Source organism: Ekhidna sp. (assembly GCF_965221965.1).
Taxonomy (GTDB): Bacteria; Bacteroidota; Bacteroidia; order Cytophagales; family Cyclobacteriaceae; genus Ekhidna.
In genome coordinates this window covers 3770618-3788632 of the sequence record NZ_OZ244926.1, presented here as the reverse complement: position 1 = coordinate 3788632, position 18015 = coordinate 3770618, and the positions used below count along the sequence as shown (strand labels likewise).

General features: G+C 43.0%; 18 protein-coding genes. 8 read left to right on the top strand and 10 right to left on the bottom strand.

Going from position 1 to position 18015, the window contains the following annotated elements; translation table 11 throughout:
• Position 1: 1 nt before the first annotated feature.
• The 4 genes from ACOQON_RS17670 to ACOQON_RS17655 form a co-directional block, all read right to left on the bottom strand.
• The gene (locus tag ACOQON_RS17670; protein WP_420576754.1) at positions 2-334 is read right to left on the bottom strand and encodes a PadR family transcriptional regulator; all 333 of its coding nucleotides are present in this window, start codon (positions 332-334) and stop codon (positions 2-4) included.
• A 323-nt stretch (positions 335-657) separates the two neighbouring features.
• Positions 658-2196 carry a YifB family Mg chelatase-like AAA ATPase gene (locus ACOQON_RS17665; RefSeq protein WP_420576753.1) on the bottom strand — a complete coding sequence of 513 codons (1539 nt, stop codon included), beginning with the start codon at positions 2194-2196 and terminating at the stop codon, positions 658-660.
• A gap of 81 nt (positions 2197-2277) precedes the next feature.
• On the bottom strand, positions 2278-2637 hold the full coding sequence (locus ACOQON_RS17660) for a hypothetical protein (RefSeq protein ID WP_420576752.1): 360 nt from the start codon (positions 2635-2637) through the stop codon (positions 2278-2280).
• A gap of 111 nt (positions 2638-2748) precedes the next feature.
• Positions 2749-4389 carry a hypothetical protein gene (locus ACOQON_RS17655; protein ID WP_420576751.1) on the bottom strand — a complete coding sequence of 547 codons (1641 nt, stop codon included), beginning with the start codon at positions 4387-4389 and terminating at the stop codon, positions 2749-2751.
• A 98-nt stretch (positions 4390-4487) separates the two neighbouring features.
• On the opposite strand from ACOQON_RS17655, the gene ACOQON_RS17650 reads away from it, so the two are divergent.
• The 8 genes from ACOQON_RS17650 to ACOQON_RS17615 all read left to right on the top strand — a co-directional run bounded on the left by ACOQON_RS17650 (position 4488) and on the right by ACOQON_RS17615 (position 11238).
• Positions 4488-4733, top strand: a complete 246-nt coding sequence (locus tag ACOQON_RS17650; RefSeq protein WP_420576750.1) for a type B 50S ribosomal protein L31 — start codon at positions 4488-4490, stop codon at positions 4731-4733.
• Positions 4734-4823: 90 nt separating this feature from the next.
• The gene (locus ACOQON_RS17645; protein WP_420576749.1) at positions 4824-6005 is read left to right on the top strand and encodes a GlmU family protein; all 1182 of its coding nucleotides are present in this window, start codon (positions 4824-4826) and stop codon (positions 6003-6005) included.
• Between the two features lie 3 nt (positions 6006-6008).
• Positions 6009-7124: an ATP-binding protein gene (locus ACOQON_RS17640; protein WP_420576748.1), complete on the top strand. Its 1116-nt coding sequence runs from the start codon at positions 6009-6011 to the stop codon at positions 7122-7124.
• Complete coding sequence (locus tag ACOQON_RS17635; protein ID WP_420576747.1) at positions 7117-7542, top strand: ATP-dependent zinc protease; 426 nt, start codon at positions 7117-7119, stop codon at positions 7540-7542. Before ACOQON_RS17640 ends, ACOQON_RS17635 begins: the two co-directional genes overlap by 8 nt.
• Positions 7543-8472 (top strand): hydroxymethylbilane synthase, encoded by a 930-nt coding sequence (hemC, locus tag ACOQON_RS17630; protein WP_420576746.1) that lies wholly within the window; start codon positions 7543-7545, stop codon positions 8470-8472.
• A gap of 23 nt (positions 8473-8495) precedes the next feature.
• Positions 8496-9344 carry a peptidylprolyl isomerase gene (locus tag ACOQON_RS17625; protein WP_420576745.1) on the top strand — a complete coding sequence of 283 codons (849 nt, stop codon included), beginning with the start codon at positions 8496-8498 and terminating at the stop codon, positions 9342-9344.
• A gap of 81 nt (positions 9345-9425) precedes the next feature.
• Positions 9426-10343: an SDR family oxidoreductase gene (locus ACOQON_RS17620; protein WP_420576744.1), complete on the top strand. Its 918-nt coding sequence runs from the start codon at positions 9426-9428 to the stop codon at positions 10341-10343.
• Positions 10336-11238 (top strand): ATP-grasp domain-containing protein, encoded by a 903-nt coding sequence (locus ACOQON_RS17615; protein WP_420576743.1) that lies wholly within the window; start codon positions 10336-10338, stop codon positions 11236-11238. The genes ACOQON_RS17620 and ACOQON_RS17615 overlap by 8 nt, the downstream gene beginning before the upstream one ends.
• Before the next feature lie 414 nt (positions 11239-11652).
• Here the strand turns inward: ACOQON_RS17615 and ACOQON_RS17610 are convergent, their stop codons facing one another.
• The 6 genes from ACOQON_RS17610 to ACOQON_RS17585 form a co-directional block, all read right to left on the bottom strand.
• The gene (locus tag ACOQON_RS17610) at positions 11653-12291 is read right to left on the bottom strand and encodes a hypothetical protein (protein WP_420576742.1); all 639 of its coding nucleotides are present in this window, start codon (positions 12289-12291) and stop codon (positions 11653-11655) included.
• A 474-nt stretch (positions 12292-12765) separates the two neighbouring features.
• Positions 12766-13308 carry a type II toxin-antitoxin system VapC family toxin gene (locus tag ACOQON_RS17605; protein ID WP_420576741.1) on the bottom strand — a complete coding sequence of 181 codons (543 nt, stop codon included), beginning with the start codon at positions 13306-13308 and terminating at the stop codon, positions 12766-12768.
• Positions 13301-13651, bottom strand: coding sequence for an STAS-like domain-containing protein (locus ACOQON_RS17600; RefSeq protein WP_420576740.1), 351 nt, complete (start codon positions 13649-13651; stop codon positions 13301-13303). Before ACOQON_RS17600 ends, ACOQON_RS17605 begins: the two co-directional genes overlap by 8 nt.
• A 5-nt stretch (positions 13652-13656) precedes the next feature.
• Complete coding sequence (locus ACOQON_RS17595) at positions 13657-14529, bottom strand: hypothetical protein (RefSeq protein WP_420576739.1); 873 nt, start codon at positions 14527-14529, stop codon at positions 13657-13659.
• Positions 14529-15023, bottom strand: coding sequence for a hypothetical protein (locus ACOQON_RS17590; protein ID WP_420576738.1), 495 nt, complete (start codon positions 15021-15023; stop codon positions 14529-14531). Before ACOQON_RS17590 ends, ACOQON_RS17595 begins: the two co-directional genes overlap by 1 nt.
• An 8-nt stretch (positions 15024-15031) precedes the next feature.
• Positions 15032-17944 carry a DNA methyltransferase gene (locus tag ACOQON_RS17585; RefSeq protein ID WP_420576737.1) on the bottom strand — a complete coding sequence of 971 codons (2913 nt, stop codon included), beginning with the start codon at positions 17942-17944 and terminating at the stop codon, positions 15032-15034.
• Positions 17945-18015: the final 71 nt, after the last annotated feature.

Sequence of the window (18015 nt, the reverse complement as noted above, 5' to 3'; positions counted from 1 at the left end):
GTTATGCGTTTTTGATATTCAACTCTGGAATCTGCTGCCAGAGGTTGACTTTCACGTCCCGGCTTTTTTCCAATGCCTGCTTCCCTGCTGAGGTAATTTGAAAGATGCGTTTACGGCGACCTCCACGCTCCTCGGTGGCTCCACCCATAGACGACTCCACAAGACCCTTACTCTCCAGGCGATTAACCGTTCCATGCACTGCACCTATGGTCACCGAACGGTTGGCTTGTTCACTCAGTGCCTTTCGTATAGCCAGCCCGTAAGCTTCTTCCTTTAGCATCACGATGAGTAGAAGGACAAGCTCTTCCAATTCTCCAATATGATCTTTTGACATATTTATTCTATTTAATAGAACAAATATACGAAAGCTAAATCAATTAGTTCTATAAAATAGAATAAATAGGAAAATTATCTAACCTTTTTTTCTTAGGAAGAAACCGACTAACAGAATAATGACACTTATAATCACGGGGGTCCAATTGGCGCTGCTTACCGCGACATCCATTCCCAGAAAGGTGAAGCTTTCAGAGGCCTGAATCGCTTTTACACCATAAAAAATTGTACCTATCAAACCAATAATTAATAGAAGTGTGCCTACTGTTCTCATTTGAATTTTGCTTGTTTCTATTAGTCAAGATAGCATGAGATTAGGAATAATTATCCAGCCCAACCTTCCCGATCCAGGCTTCTGTATTGGATGGCTTCTGCGAGATGTTCAATGGCGATTTCCTCTGTTTCTGCCAGGTCGGCAATGGTACGAGAAACCCGCAAGATCCGGTCATACGCTCTGGCCGATAGGCCCAACCTTTCCATAGCTGTTTTTAACAGGGCTTTCCCGGCCTCATTGATCTGGCAAATTTCCTTCACCATATTAGAGCTCATCATTGCATTGTTAAAAACTCCTGGTTGGCCTTTGAATCGCTTTTCCTGAATTTCTCTCGCTTTGATCACCCGATCTCTGATCTCAGAACTAGATTCGGTCTTTCTGGTCTCCGTCATCTGATCAAACGAGACCGGGGTAACCTCTACATGCAAGTCGATACGATCGAGCAATGGCCCACTGATTTTATTGAGGTATCGCTGTACCACACCGGGTGCGCAAACACACTCTTTTTCGGGGTGATTATAATAGCCGCACGGACATGGATTCATGCTGGCGATCAGCATGAAGTTTGAAGGATAGTCTAAAGAAACTTTTGCCCTTGAAATCGTAACCTTCCGTTCTTCCAGTGGCTGACGCATTACTTCCAAAACAGTCCGCTTGAACTCTGGAAGTTCATCTAGAAAGAGTACCCCATTGTTGGCCAATGAAATCTCCCCGGGTTGGGGGATGCCCCCTCCACCTACCAGAGCCACATCAGAAATAGTATGATGCGGTTGCCTGAATGGGCGATGAGAAATAAGTTTTGCATCTGTCCCTAGCTTGCCGGCCACAGAATGAATTTTCGTTGTTTCAAGTGCTTCATGTAATGTCAGTGGCGGAAGGATCGAAGGCAATCGTTTGGCCAGCATGGTTTTACCCGCTCCCGGTGGCCCAATCATGATCACATTGTGGCCGCCGGCTGCCGAAATCTCCATCGCCCGCTTAATGTTTTCCTGCCCCTGTACATCAGCAAAGTCTGAGGCATAGTCATCCAGCTGACTGAAAAAAACATCTCGTGTGTCATAATCCATTGGTTGAATGATTTCCTCACCTTCCAGGTGATCAATGGCTTCTTTGATATTTTCTACTCCTATGACATCCAGGCCATCCACAATTGCTGCTTCTGATGCGTTCTCCTTAGGAAGGATAAATCCCCTGAAACCATTTTTTCTTGCTTCTATGGCGATTGGTAAAGCACCTTTGATCGGACGCAGTTCGCCATCAAGTGCCAACTCGCCCATGATTACATATTCTTCCAACTCATCGGCGATAACCTGTTCAGAAGCTTTCAAAATACCCAAAGCAATTGGCAGGTCGTAGGCGGACCCTTCTTTTTTGATGTCTGCAGGAGCAAGGTTCACGACCACTTTTTGTCGGGGCATTCGATACCCAAAATTTTTAATGGCAGATTCTACCCGTTGCTCACTTTCTTTGACGGCAGAATCCGGTAATCCCACCATAAAAAATTTGGTGCCCTGACCAACATTGACTTCAACTGTGATTTTATAAGCATCCACACCATAAACGGCGCTTCCATAGGTTTTTGCGAGCATTAGAAAACTGTTCTTAATAATTCACTTAAATATATGAATTACCTAAGAACAGAGACTAATCAACCGTGCTGTGAAAAGAATTTAATCCTCATCATCGTCCAATTCCTCATCCCCTTTGTCTACATCATCAAAAGAGATTTCCAGCTCTTCCTGTGATTTATCGTAAAGTTTCGCTTTCAGATCCTTTATTTCTTCCTTGAGCTCCTCCACGCCACTTTTTATTCCATGAATTTTAATTTGCTGAATCACAAACTCAATCACCATCAAAATGGAGATGAAGAGAAAAAGGCCCATCACATAACGTGGAAATTTGATGTAAGAGGAGAGTTTGATCTTAGATAAGTACTGCTCCGTATTTAAAAGAATATCCACTGAAAAATACATGATCACAAGTGCGATCACTACGTACACGATGTGGAAAATGAGCTTAAACCTTTTCATATTTTCGTTGAGTAGGGCTGAAAGTTATGAAACTTTTCAAGTTTTGAAACAAGGATATTTTTTAAGGGGTCGATTTGCCTGATATAACCATCCAAAATCCGAATATCCTTATCAAAATAAATACCTTCTTGTCGGAACATTCCACCTTAGTGTCAAACCAACAATAGAAGTTGAAGAATCAATCAAGCCATTGGTGTCTTGCTCTTTTCGGAATGTTACATCTGCATCTACAAAAAGATTGTGTCTCCACATATAGGACGCTCGGAAAAATCCCATCATCAAATCTGTTTTATTTCCCTGAAGATGTGAATTCCCATACTCCAGACTACCCCCGTTCACGTCAGGCCTTCTGACCGTATAGTCCTTTAAAATATCCCTTCCATAGTTCACGTCACCGATATCATTTCCATAGCTGGCCAGTATAAACATTCCTTCAAAATTCCACTGATCATTGAGTCGGTAATTAGCTCGCCCGATGTATTCAGTGAAATTGGCCCCCAGCGGATGTGCCAGCGAAAGATTGTAATGACTGTAGCTGGTAAAGCCATCCTCATGCGCATACATATATGGTCGTACCCGGTTTATCTCTCCCTGAACAATCAGGTTATCCAATCCAAATGGATCAACATATTTGGCTCCAAGCTGAAAACCCTGTTTATTGCCCCACCATCCTTTTCCTGAAAAAACCTCTCCCATAATCATCTCATCAATCACCAGCTGTCCATACAGCGAAACACGGTTTTTAATATTCCATTTAAAGTCAAGTCCAATCAATGCATTGTCCTCACTTCCATTCTGCTGCTCTACGGCCCGATAGAAAATGATCGGGTTCAAATATTCCACTTTGAGACCACCGGTAGAATCTCCATACATCACAGACTCAAAAAGACCGATATGCAAATTCGGCTTGATCTTCATATTGAGGTGATGAAAGGCCATGTACTTTTTCTGAAAACCTCCGGTCCCTTCCAACCCAAATGAACCACCTCTTACTCCAGCGATCAGCTCACCAAAAATGTTGGTATAATCAAAGATTTTTGTGTTGGTATTGATTCTCAGGTAGGGATAATTATTGGAATAATTCGATAGGATGAGCGAGCGAACACCATTTCCAACAAAGTGTTTTCCAAACCCCAGCTGAGCAGAAATGCTTTTACTCAAACCAAAATCCACATAGCCCTGCGCCCGGAAAAAGTCTACTCCTGTCGTGGCGAATTGTTTCCAAAAACCCTCATAAGGTACCACCAGCGTGCTATCCCGTACATCATTCACATACACAGGATACCTGGCCTGATTTTCTGTAAGCATCGTATAGAAAGCTACCTTCTTATCAACCCGTCCCCTGATTTCTGCCCCCCGGCTGTTTACATAAGTAGAGCCTAGTGCATCATTGGTTTGGCCATAAGAAAACTGAAGCACCGGATTGACATGTAAGTCTACACCCTCACTTTCATAATAGAAAAGATCGGCCGGGTACTGAAAAAACCTCCCCAGAATAGGTGCTTTGGATCTGGAGGAATCATTCGTGAACTCCCGAAGCTCTTTATTCATATAAAGACCCCCGTCCTGACCAAGTAGGTCGTAAACAGATTCCCTGGAAACCGGCTTTACAGTAGAAAAGAAACTGCCTTTAGTTCTTATCTCTTCTTGCTCAATAAGGTTGTAGGCTGGGTGCCCCAGGGTAAAATCAGTAGATTGTGCTGCTAAAAGATTGACGCAGAGCAAACTAAGAATCTGGAATGTTTGTCTCATAAATCAAACATATTCGATTTTAGTTGAATGAATAGGTTTGAAGAAGATAAAATTATACCTATCTTTGCCATCCTTTTTGAAAAAGAGACGAGAGACACATGAAAAAAGACATACATCCTCAATACAACGACGTTGTTTTTCTTGACACAACAAGTGATTTCAAATTCTTGACGAAATCAACAATGACGTCTAAGGAGACCATCAAGTGGGAAGATGGCAATGAGTATCCTGTGATTAAAGTAGAGGTTAGCTCAGCATCTCACCCATTCTACACAGGAAAGAAAATTTTCCTGGATACTGCTGGTCGAGTGGAGAAATTCAACAGAAAGTACAAGAAGAAGTAATTCTGTTCACAGAAGAAATTATAAAAGTCTTCGGGATTTACCTGAAGACTTTTTTTGTGCCCTTTTCTCAAAACAAGCTAAGTTTGATTCATGCAAGTCACCTTTATTGATACAGAAGGAAGTTGGAAGCAAATGCTGCCCATGAGCTACACACGTCCGGTGGCCGATGTTCGTGTGGGCATTCTCAAAGTGCATGAAAAGTGGAGCATGCATCTTTCTGCCCAAAGTATAGCTTTTCGATCTCAGGATTATCTATCCCAACTTTTCACACCACCTACCACCAAATCCCTGACCATCCTGGGGAATGTGCTTCCATCCCCGTCACTCGTCGATACAATTCAAAAATTAAAAGAGGACGAAGCGCTGGTCTGTCAAAATCAATTGATCGCTGGTTTTTACGATAATGACGAACCGTTCGAGCTGGGTGGACGTAAACCCATTCAAATAGAAGAAGTCAGTCAGATCGCCTATCCCTGGGACATCTTTCGCCTAAATGGAGCCGAAATCAACCATGATTTTGTGCTTTTAACCAAGGGAAAAAAATCTCAACCCCTTTGCGACCCTCACACCAAAACCTACGGTGATCAAATATTCATAGAAGAAGGTGCACGTGTCAAAGCAGCTATACTGAACGCCGAAAACGGACCGATTTATATTGGTAAAGATGCAGAAGTTCAGGAAGGCGCACTTATTCGCGGACCATTCGCTTTATGTGAACATTCCGTGGTGAATATGGGCGCAAAAATCAAAGGTGACACGACGGTAGGACCGCACTCTAAAGTAGGAGGAGAAGTTTCTAACTCTGTGATATTTGGCTACTCAAACAAAGGGCATGAGGGATTCCTGGGTAACTCGGTAATTGGTGAATGGTGCAACCTTGGAGCTGACACCAACAACTCCAACCTGAAAAACAATTATGCCCATGTAAAGATGTGGGACTTTGAGTCCGGGGGATTCAAGGATACCGGCCTACAGTTTTGCGGTTTGATCATGGGGGATCATTCCAAGAGTGGCATCAACACCATGTTCAATACAGGAACTACAGTTGGTGTCTCCGCAAATATTTTTGGAGATGGCTTCCCACGAACCATTATCCCTTCTTTTGCGTGGGGAGGCTCATCCGGCTTTACCACGTATCAAACCAGGAAAGCATTTGAAACCGCAGAGGTTGTAATGAAACGCAGAAACAAAGCACTCACTGAAGCAGACAAAGCGGTGCTTTCGCATATCTTTGAGATCACCGCCGAAAATCGGGTTTGGGACAAGAAATAATCCATGCAGTTTTCAGAAATACCAGGGCTTGAGGAACTAAAAAAACAGCTTACATCTGCGCATAAGCGAGGAAAAGTCGCCCATGCTCAGCTTTTTGCCGGAAGGCCTGGAACAGCCGTGCTCCCGATGGCATTGGCATACGCCAGCTACCTAATGTGTGAAAATAAAACTGAAGAGGATAGCTGCGGCACCTGCCCGAATTGTGTCAGAATAAAAAAGCTGGTACATCCCGATATTCACCTGCATTTCCCTAAAATTTCAGCGGGTGAAAGCAAATACGAAAAAGTCTTATCGGAAGCCATTCCCCGTTTCAGGGAATTTGTAGCAGAATCTCCTTATGGAGACCTGGAGGCATGGACCCGAAAATACGGCCAGGAAAACAAAAACCTTCTCATCAGTCGGGAGGACAGCCGCCAAATGCTGAAAAATGTAAGTATGCGATCAGTAGAAGGTGGATATAAAATTCTCCTCATTTGGGTACCTGAATTGATGAATCCGAGTTCGGCAAATGCGATACTGAAGATTTTGGAGGAGCCGCCGGAAAAAACACTTTATCTGCTGGTATCCTATAATTATGATAATCTGCTGGCTACAATAACGTCGCGTACTCAGCTGGTGACAGTGGCTCCAAACTCAATTGAGGAAGTTGCCACCTATTTGAAGGAAAAAGGAATTGAGGGTTCGAAGGTCGAGCAGGCATCCAAGCTTTCTGAAGGCAAAATTGGGCTTGCTCTTCACATCGCTGAGGCCGGAGAATCCCACGAATATGAAGATTTTCAAAAATGGATGCTTGAGTGCTGGAATGGCAATCTAACCGGACTTGTTCATCGGAGTGAAGAATTTTCCAAGTCCGGGAAAGCATCTCAAAAAACAACTTTGAATTTCGCCATAGCACTGATCAGAAATGCGGTTATACACGCCTCTGGTCAAAAACCACCGGTTCAAAGTGATGCTGAAGGTGCTTTCATCGGAAAATTCTCAGATAAACTGGGGTTAGAAAGACTGGAAAAATCATACGCATTGATGAACGAAGCGCTGATCCATCTTGAAAGAAATTCGAACCCTCGAATAACTCATTTAAATTTATCCCTGGATATCACAAGGGTATTGAATGGCTAAAAGAGTAAAGCAGGTAATCGGACGACTGGATGTCATAGACCTTCCGGACTTGGGGGTACAGGATATTCACGCAAAAATTGATACGGGTGCCTACAGGTCTTCTCTCCATTGTAAGAAAGTGCATGCGGAGCATGGAGTGCTGTATTTCACGCTTCACACCGATACCGGATACCAGGAATATGCCACCAAGGAGTGGACACAAAAAATCGTAAAGAGTTCGAATGGCAAAGCACAAAAGCGATATGTGATCAAAACCCGAATGAAGATTTTCGGTAAGAACTATATGGCGTCCATCTCTCTTACTGACAGAAGTGAAATGAAAAATCCGCTTTTGATCGGGAGAAAGATTCTGACCAATAAATTCATTGTTGACGTCTCACAAAAAAACCTATCCTACAATCAAAAGAAGCAGAACTGAATGGAGCGAAAGACGATAAAAATAGGAACACGAAAGAGTAAGCTGGCCATGTGGCAGGCTAACTATGTAGCGGACTTACTTGACGCTGGCGGCTTTCAGCCTCAGCTTGTGCCCATCGAAACGAAAGGGGATAAAATCCAGAATGTGGCGTTATCGAAGATCGGAAGCAAAGGGGTATTTACCGAAGAGCTGGAATCCCTTCTTCGCAGAGGGCAGATAGATATCGCTGTTCACAGTGCCAAAGACCTCCAATCCAAATTGCCGGAAGGGTTTAGTGTACTCTCATTTTGTGAGCGTGAATCCCCGGATGACGTCATTGTTTCCGACAAGGAAATAGACCTGAACAATCCGAAGCTTATCCTTGGTACCTCTAGCACCCGAAGGGTAGCCATGCTGAAGCATTATTATCCGCACGTCACTACGGTAGATATTCGGGGCAACCTCCAAACCCGTATTGAAAAAATGAGAACGGGTATCATGGACGGGATCGTGCTTGCCTATGCTGGCGTTCGACGAATGAACTATGACGACATGGTCAGATATTGGTTCGATACCGAGCGGTTCATTCCTCCGGTTGGTCAGGGTTCGGTGGCGATAGAGATTCACGACAGTATGGACAAAGAGGTCGCTGAAAAGATAAAGAAGGCCACAAATCATCCCTTAACTGAAAAAATGCTGCTCGCTGAACGAGCCTTCCTTCGTCGCATGGACGGAGGGTGTAGTATTCCTGTATTCGGACATGCAGAAATGGAAACGGATGGGCAGATCATTTTGAAAGGAGGCATTGCCAGCCTGGATGGAAAAGAGTTGATTCAACGGACCATGTATGGCAGTGAGCCAGAGGCCTTAGGCACTTCCCTGGCAGATGAAATCCTTCAAAGTGGCGGGAAAAAAGTACTGGACGACATAAAATCAATTATTTCAAAATAAGTTTGAAAATCAATTACATAGACATGAAAAAGCTAATACTCTCACTAATAATTATCAGTATCATCGCTGCATGCGGGGATAAAAACAAAGACTACCTCGTCAAAATCAAGACCAGACATGGAGACATGACCGTGTTATTATATGATGAGACTCCTCTACATAAAAAGAATTTTCTAGAGCTGGCTCGGGCAGGAAAATATGACAGCACGATCTTCCACCGAATTGTACAGGACTTCATGATTCAGGGAGGAGATGTAGCAAAAAAAGAAGGTGTCATTGAGAAGGAAGAAGATCGGATTCCTGCTGAAATAGTGGATGGATTATACCATGTAAAGGGTGCTCTGGCAGCAGCCAGACAAGGAGATCAAACCAATCCGGAGAAAAAATCTTCTGCGTCTCAATTTTATATCATTGATGGTTGGTCATGGGATTTTATGACTACCGATGTGAGGCTGCTAAATCAAAAAATGGGTGAGCTATTGCAAGACACAGCTTACAGTGATTTGCTCAAACAGTTTCAGGAACTGGCAAGAAATCGTGACAATGCAGGAATGACTGCTTTAGCTATCGAGAACAAAGAGCTGGTAGAGGAGAAGTACGATATAGACCTGAGTGTAGACCCTTCCGAAATCCCTGAAGCGTACCACGGTGTTGGGGGCTATCCGGGTCTTGATGGAGAATACACAGTCTTTGGGAAAGTAGTTGAAGGCCTGGAGGTGATCGACAAAATAGCAGCCACACCTACAACGAGAAACCCACAAACAGGAGAGAGATCACTACCAACAGAGAATGTCTCTGTTTCAATGGAAGTGATTGAAATGAAAAAGAAAGAGGTCACTGAAAAGTATGGATACGAATATCCGGCAGAATAAAAGAAAATACATTAAATCCCCTCCTTGGAGGGGCAAGGGGTGGGTTTGTGAAAAAATTTTCTTTTTCCAAATTTCCCAATAATGAGTACTGAAAAGAAAATGAAAGTTTTAATCACAGGTGCGAACGGACTGCTGGGGCAAAAGCTGGTGAAGCTTTATGAAAGCAAAGAAGATGTCGATGTGATTGCAACAGGCCGGGGAGCTACCCGAAATCCATTTGGGTCCTATACGTATGAACAGATGGATGTTACAGTCGCGAGTGAGGTCGACAAAATCCTTTCCAAGCATCAGCCTGATGTGGTCATCAATACCGCGGCTATGACGCATGTGGATCAATGTGAGTTAGACCCTGAAACCTGCCAAAAGCTCAATGTAGATGCAGTCAGTCATCTAATCGAAGCAAGCAAAAAGACCAATAGCTTCATCATTCATCTCTCTACCGATTTCATTTTTGATGGTGAGGATGGTCCTTACGTGGAAGATGACTTGCCCAATCCACTGAGTAAATATGCGGAGAGCAAACTTGAATCAGAGAAACTTTTAGAGGCGAGTGGGTTGAAGCATGCCATCGTCCGTACCATGCTAGTTTACGGAATTGTCCCAGATATGAGCCGATCAAATATTATTTTGTGGGTGAAGAAAAGCCTGGAAGAAAAGCAGCTGATCAAAGTGGTAAATGACCAGTGGCGCACACCTACCCTGGCAGAAGACCTGGCGAAAGGGTGCGCACTTATTGCAGAAAAACGAGCGGAGGGAGTATGGCACATTTCAGGGAGTGACATGCTTACACCCTATGATATGGCCATTGCCACTGCGGATTTTTTCAATCTGGATAAATCACTGATCGAGAAAGCGGATGGCTCCATTTTCACACAACCGGCAAAACGTCCGGCAAAAACCGGATTTATTTTAGACAAAGCAAAGAGGGAATTAGGTTTTGAACCTGTTAGCTTTAAGGAAGGTTTAGCCATTTTAAAATCCCAACTAGCCAATGTATGATGTAGTCGTTCTTACCGATGCGCGCTATGTGAATCCCAGGAAGCGCAACCAATACATTGATAATGTAATGATGGAAGACCGGTTGGTGATGGAGGCTTTGGAAAATCTGGGGCTTAAAACAAAGAAAGTGGCCTGGTCAGATACTTCGTTTGACTGGACTCAAACGAAGATTGCCCTTTTCCGAACGACGTGGGATTATGCGGAAAAATTCAATGAATTCAGCGACTGGTTGATGGAGGTTTCCCTGAAAACCAAATTGGTAAACGATTATGAAACAATCATTTGGAATTTGGACAAACATTACATGAATGACCTGAAAGAAGCTGGGGTCAATGTGGTGGAGACCTATTTCATTGAGCCGAGAGATCAGCGATCCCTCCGAGCGATTCATGAGGAGCTGGGGTGGGGAAGCACCGTATTAAAACCATCCATCTCAGCCGCAGCAAAAGACACATTCAAGCTCTCTCCTGAGAACATTGCAGACCATGAAGATCGATATGCTTATCTGATCAAAGATGAACCCATGATGCTCCAGCCTTTTCAGGGGGATGTTCTTAAACGAGGAGAACTTTCACTGATGTTGATCGGTGGTGTCTACACGCATGCGGTACTCAAAGTAGCCAAACCTGGTGACTTCCGTGTTCAGGATGATTTTGGTGGCACGGTGGAAGATTATAAGCCTACTCAGGCAGAAATTGACCTGGCGATTGCGGCAGTTAAAGCATGTGACTACACACCCCCTTTGTACGCACGAGTGGATATCGTAAACGACAATAACGGAAATCCGGCTGTTTCTGAGCTGGAACTGGTGGAGCCGGAGATGTGGTTTAGGAAAAATGAAAAAGCTGCAGAGATGTTGGCGGAGAAGGTTAAGCGTTTGTTGGGTTCCACATAAAGGCCAGATTCAAAATTCCTTCGTTCATGAAATCAAATAAAGAGAGTAATCTATTCTTTTACGTGTTTATGGCAATGTTACTTCTAGCAATGATTGCTTGTTACATTTTCTTATGAGTTTATGCGTGTAGTGGCCTTGATCTGTGTCTTCACAAACCAGTATGGCTTTTCGATTCGTGAGGATGCGAACAAGGTGGTCGCGAAGAACAATATATAGAACCGTCATTACCTTGGGAGGATAGCTTGCTATCCGAGTCATGGGAATCTCTGAGTTGAAGATCTGGAACCTGAGATCCCCAAGTCTCGCTCCTTCGTCGCTTCGCAAGGGGATAGGGAAGTAATAAAATGAGATAGAGGAAGGATTTCTAAGCTTTCGGAAAGGTCCAAACTTTCCGAAAGCTTTTCGTTTGGCCTATTAATCCACAATTGTTCGGGACGCGATATACCCATTATAAAACGTCGTATTCGAACGTTTGAATCGCTTCATTACCCGATCCAGCTTTTCCAGGGCTTTATCACCCTCGTCTATGAGACCTTCTATGCTTTGGGTTGCCTGTCGTGATGCCACCTTGTATGAACGAGGCATTCCACGCTTGTCCTGATAGTTGCCAAAGCTCAATTTCGCATCATCAATTTGGTCTTGTGTAAGCCCATAGTCTGCCATCTCTGCCACGTTTGATTCCAGTAAACCGATCACATTTTTCACCTTGGTTTCAAATGCCTCATTGGTTAACCGGATGTAATCGGTCTTGGAGTTTTCGGCCTGGGCAAGTAGTTCTGCATTTCCATTATCATCTGCATACGCTTCCAATATATCATCCAGAATATCCATCTTTTCTGCGATCGTTACTTTGAGTGTTTGCAGGTTGCTTCCGATAAACACCTGCGCTGCGTCTTGCGCCTGTGCCGCCGTTTTAAGGTCATCGATCGTCTGTGATAGCTGGTTTTTGTAAGTAGTGACAATGGGAATGGCACTCCAGATAGCCGTGTTTGCATCCAGGTAGTTGTTGGTCGTTTCCATCATTTCCGCTTTGTTGATCTGTCTTTGATTCATGTTGTGATTAGGATTTAAAAATTTGACATAAAACAGGTAGCCAAAATAATGCGATCCAATATTTACTACAATAAAACGGCATGTATTAAATGTAAAATACCCAAAAGTGGGTAGGGTATAGCCGTCGGACTGAGCTCTCCTCAATGTCATCCTGCAAAGGATCTTTGAATTTATGTGCTTCGATCCCCAAAGATTCTTCCAGAATGACACAAGGTTGTGAAATGATCCGCTTAGTCTGACGGCTAAGGGTAGGGTACTTTATGCTTTGATGCAATGAGCCATTGTTTCAATGTAAACATCCATTGCTTTCGTGCAAGATGTCATTGCTTTCATGCAAGTCCCATTGTTTTACTGTAAGAGGTCTTTGCTACGGTGTAAACACTCATTGCTTTACTGCGAGCATTGATTGCTAAACTGTAAATGGTCTTTGCGAGGATGTAAATGGGTGTTGTGGGGGTGAGAGGGGTCTTCGTGTTAGTTCAAAGCAGTAATGATATCCACATCCATTTCATTGTCTTCAAACAGGTCTCTATCATGTGTGACAATCTTCCAATCATTCATTTGAGCCAGTTCCAGGTAATAGGCATCATTAAAATCTGCCCTGCCAAATTCCGTGAACACATGATCCAGGTCAATGGCATTGAAATTATCTGTCATGCGTTCTGTAGACTTTAGAATTACGCGTAATTCATCCTTTACGTCCTCCACCGTTTCATTGAACCTATCTGTCCCTACAAAATCCTGCTTATAGCTGGCCCCATGCCTTCCTTCTTCATTTTTCCAAAGAGTAAAGTCAATTCGTAAATAAGCATTGGCATACTCTGAAAGCACTAATGAATTGACGAACAATCCGAAGTTTCCACTAATGATCTTTTTATAGAATGCAGAGTAAGCTCTTTGTGCGGCTTGATTATGGCTGGCTATCGGACAGTGTAGATAAATCCAAATATTGGTGTCGAAGAAAAAGGATTCATTGAAGCGGGGGTTGTAGTCCCCGACTTGGTAAACATTAGCCATTGTTCATCGCTTCGTTTACTGAAGAAGAGAAAGATTCACGGTTAGCAAAATACTGCTTAGCCCTGGTGACTACTTTTTGAAGTATTCTTAGATCATCATCTACCATGTTTAATACGGAAAAGTGATCTTTGATATAATCAGAAGAAAAAGAGCCGTATAGCTGACCTACGCTCGCATTTAAGAATGTTGAAACTATTAATTCAATATTCTCAAAGTCAATGCTCACCGCCTCACCTTTTTCAAGCAAAGGCTTTACCTTATTGAAAACCAAATCTCCATCTTCTGATGAGATCGCCTTTGTGCCTCCTATGATTTCCTCGATATTTAAAATGGTGTTGCTCATGGTCTTTAGAATATATCCTTCACGTCGATTTCAGAACTCAAAGCATAGGAGTATTTATCATTGATATTGAACTCCATATTTACCAGTGTGCCTACAAAGGTATGGTCAAATGATTTAACAGACTCAACACCTCGCCTTACCTCGTAGTAACCATCTGATGAAACAATCTGGAGTTTACCCTGGTTCATCAATAAAAACTCCCGTATTAAACTAAACCCCAATCCACCGGGGATATTGCCACTTCTAGTAGTGTTTCCTTCCTCTATAGCCCACCGAATAGCCATGGCTCCTGATAGTTTCGAATTGCCCAGAAAATCCCTAACATTTTTGCGAATGCTATGTCCTAAATCAGCAATGGTAAAGTCCAGTCGCTTTTTGGTGGGGTAGTATTGACCACAGCTGAAAGCCGTGTCACAGTTTCCATGTAGATAGCAATTGTTGAAGATCTCATAGATGCTCTTATTGATCTTCTTTTTTAATAATTCAGACATTCTAGGAAGGTCTTCTTTTGCCAGAAGTTCACGATCCAGGTACTCATTAAAGCCCTTGATCTTTGTAGCGTCAAATTGCCGATACTGGATGGTGGTAGAATAGTAATCTCGCTTTTTCCACCCACCAAACTGGGCCAAAAACCCATTCTTGGAAAGGATGCTTTGGATGTTTGCATGACCTTTAAATTCTATTTCGTTTCCTGCACCTTGTATGCTACTGAGAATTGCCCCTAATCCGGCACATAAATTGGCTTCAAACCACTGGGTTCCGTAGAAATGAAGGATTAGCTTGTCGCTTCTCAGCTCTCGAGTTTCCTGAAATAACCGAACCAACACAGAATAGCCTTGAAAATCGCTTTTGATATGTGAGGGGAAGCTGAAGGTCATCAATACTCTTTTATCAAAATGGAATAATCAATTATTCGTACGTTTTTGTATCCATTGAGAGGTTCCATAGCTGCCCGGAATAAACTTTCTGTTCTATTTATTCTCTCTCGACTTTTGAAATTTATCATTACCAGATTGAGGTGTTCAAATGCATATTTTGATGCATCAATGTAAAATTCACGTTTTATCTGATCTTCCAATTTGAACCAATTAACCAATTCGAGCAACCTATTGAACCAGGCAAATTCACGAACATCAAAATGTTTGGCTATTCGCTCCGTGAATGACATAGAACTAACCTTACCAACATATACTGGTCTAACACCTTCTCGGAAAACATATACACCCTCTCCTGGTAGGATAATTTTATTGTCTTGATAGGAAAGGTCCCGAACCTTCAACTCAGCAAGTTTGATTCCATCGATACTTTCAATGTAATCTATTGCCTGTGCAATAGTTTTATTCTCTATTTCCTCATATTCAATGAAATGCATACTGCAGATTAGTTATAATCAAACTTTACACAATCATCGGTGATAAACCGCTCCGGTTTTTTGACCCAGTCAGGCAGGCCGGGGGGTTGTACGGTTTCATCTTTGCTTTCCTTTTCGGCTACTTCCAGATTAAGGTCTAAGAGCTGCTGAAGCAGGTCTTTTTTAGGATCGAACCCATAAGCCTCCATGACCGCCTTATCCAGTGCAGCATGCAAATCTTTGATGGCGTTCTTGCCGGGCTTTTCCAGCAAACGATAAAGATCGCGAAGTGTCATGTTGTAGTCCTTAAGGTACTTTGAGCGGGTCTGATGTAGCTCTTTAGCAGCTTCCGCTACTTTTTCGATTTGCTTTTCTGTCGATGACTGTGGCCAGGGGAAGGTGTCCCAGATTGATGCTGTATTGTAATTAGGGGTTTCTGCTAGTGTGGTACAATTAGCTAAAAACCACTTCCAATGAATGTTGGATTGAATAATACCAAATGAATAATAATCTTCAAAACAAAACGCCATGACCTTATCATTAGGATTAATTTCAGAAGAAATGAATTCAAATATTGGGCGTTGGGTTACTCTGGCGCAGGCAATGTATCTACCTAATGCATTTCTTTGTCTTAGCATATCGTCCCTACCATATGATAACTTCCACCAATTATTTAAAAAATTAATGTGGTGTTTGTTGACTTTTGCTTTGGAGTTTTTCTTGAGCAGGTCTTCATTTTCTTTCTTCTGCTTTTCCCCTTTTGCCTTCCGATCAGGGAGTACCATGAGTTCAACTCGTTGAAAGGGTTCTTTAAATCTGGTGGCTGATATAACATCATGAAGAGTAAAGTCGATTACAAAGCGCTTTGGCTGTGAATTCTGGTTTGCCACTAATTCATCGCCAATTAGAAAGGGTTTCAATACTTCAGCATACTCAGGGTGCTTTTTTAATGTTTTTTTTGCATCACTTGTTGATACCAAAAACCCTTCGTGCCCGTGTGTTTGTCCCTGGAATACCTTCTTTGGTTTTTTGTTGGCTTTAATCACTTTCGCAGAGGATACATCCGTTTCCGCGCTAAGACTTGAGTTAATACTTTCTAATTCCAGTGCTTTATAGTGATCCTTTTCCCAGATGTATAAGGTTTTCTCATCATCTACCTTTCCTTTTCGCCAGCTTACTATGCTCACATAAACTGCCGCATCCCCTGACCATTTTTCGGAAGAGGTGGCATTGAAGATCGTGCCTCCATTTTTTACAATGTAGTCTAGACTTCCTTCCCGACTGTAGTTTTGGCGTATGGTATTGGTGCCTACCAACCCAGCATACTGTCCGTCTTTCAGGTGATCGTGAGCCTTGTGAAACCAATACACGCAGAAGTCTGCTCGGCCGGGTACATCCGGATAGGCTACACGAAGTGTGTTTAGATATTCCGCTCCAAACTCCTGCTGCATTTTGTTTTTGCTCTGGTAAGGAGGGTTGCCTATGATTGCGTCTACTTCCGGCCACTGGCGTGGCTGGTCACCGTCCAAAAGTGCATCCGCACAGACGATGTTTTCATCCAGATTGTCCAGAGGGAGCGGTTGAAACTTGTTGTCGGTGGCTTCTTTGTTTTCCAGATAAGCTAGTTCTTTTGCTACCATCAACGTCACCTTTGCCAACTCCACGGCATATGGCTTAATGTCCAGCCCAAAGAATTGTTTCGTCGTTACAAAAGGGTAATCATTGAGGAATTTATGAAGCCTTTCCCCTGCTCCTTTATCGTTTTCAGATGATTCCCTGACAAGACTAAGCAACTTTCGCTCGATCATTTTGAGTTCACGGAAGGCAATGAAAAGGAAGTTGCCACTGCCACAAGCCGGATCCAGCACTTTGTATTCTATGAGTTGCCAAAGCAGATCATAGTACTCGTCAAGTGTTTCTGCTGCTTCTATCTTTTTCATCCAAGGCTGCACGATTACCGGGTCCACTATCTTTTTAATGTCCACCTCATGCGTGTAATGAGCACCCAGTACATGGCGCTCGTCTTTTTCCAGTCCCGTCTCGAAGAGTGTGCCAAGAATAGCCGGGTTCACATGTCGCCAGTTGTGATGGCTGGCAAAGCTGAGATATTCAATCTCGCGCTGGGTAAGTTCTATTTTCTTTACCTCTTTGAATAGCCCTCCATTGAAGTAATCCACACCTTTGTATCGGCCACCTTCTGTTATGCCCTGCCGATTCATTTCAGAAAACAACTCGCCAATCAGGTCATAAGATTTTTCTACTTTATCCGTTGGCGCATCACTCTCTTCCTTGTCAAGCTCATCAATGATTTGAGAAAATATTCTTTCAGGAAGAAGCTCGGCATCTTCTGCAAACATCGACACCACGCACTGCATAGCATACTTAAGTGCGTCTCCTCTGTCAATTCCACGGCGAACCATGTTATTGAACATAGCAGCCACTTTTTCAGCGGCCTGCGCAGTAACGTCTTTCAGGTTCTTACCAAATAGGGGTGCCTTAGGTTGAGGGAGAAGGAAGTTTAGAGCAGCGTAGCGATCGGCCAGGTTTTCGGTTTTTATAATTTCTGCCGGGTCGTAGATACTTCGGTCAAAATCATAAATCCAGAACTCTTCAAAATTGCATAGTATGATGTATCGAGGACGATTACCCGCTAATTTCATCCAGTAAGAGGCTGCCTGTTGCAGGTGAGTATCTAAATTCTCACCTTTTTTCTTCATTTCTATTAGCACCTTTTTTGGCCAAACCAAATCAGCAAATGAGGTGGACTTTTTCTTTTCATCTCTAAGCCTAAACTCCAGCTCTGCTCCGGCATCTACCAGTCCGTTTTTATAACCTAGAGCGCTAAAGAAATGATCAAGAAAAATTTGGGCTTCTCCTTTTTCATCTCCTTTAAGCTTCTGAGCATATGCTACAAATTGACTGAAAGATTCCTTTAGACTCATGTAGTGATTGGTAATTAACGCTTGAAGATAGAAAAGAATGGGGAAGTATTCACCCCCTAGCCCCCTCAAGG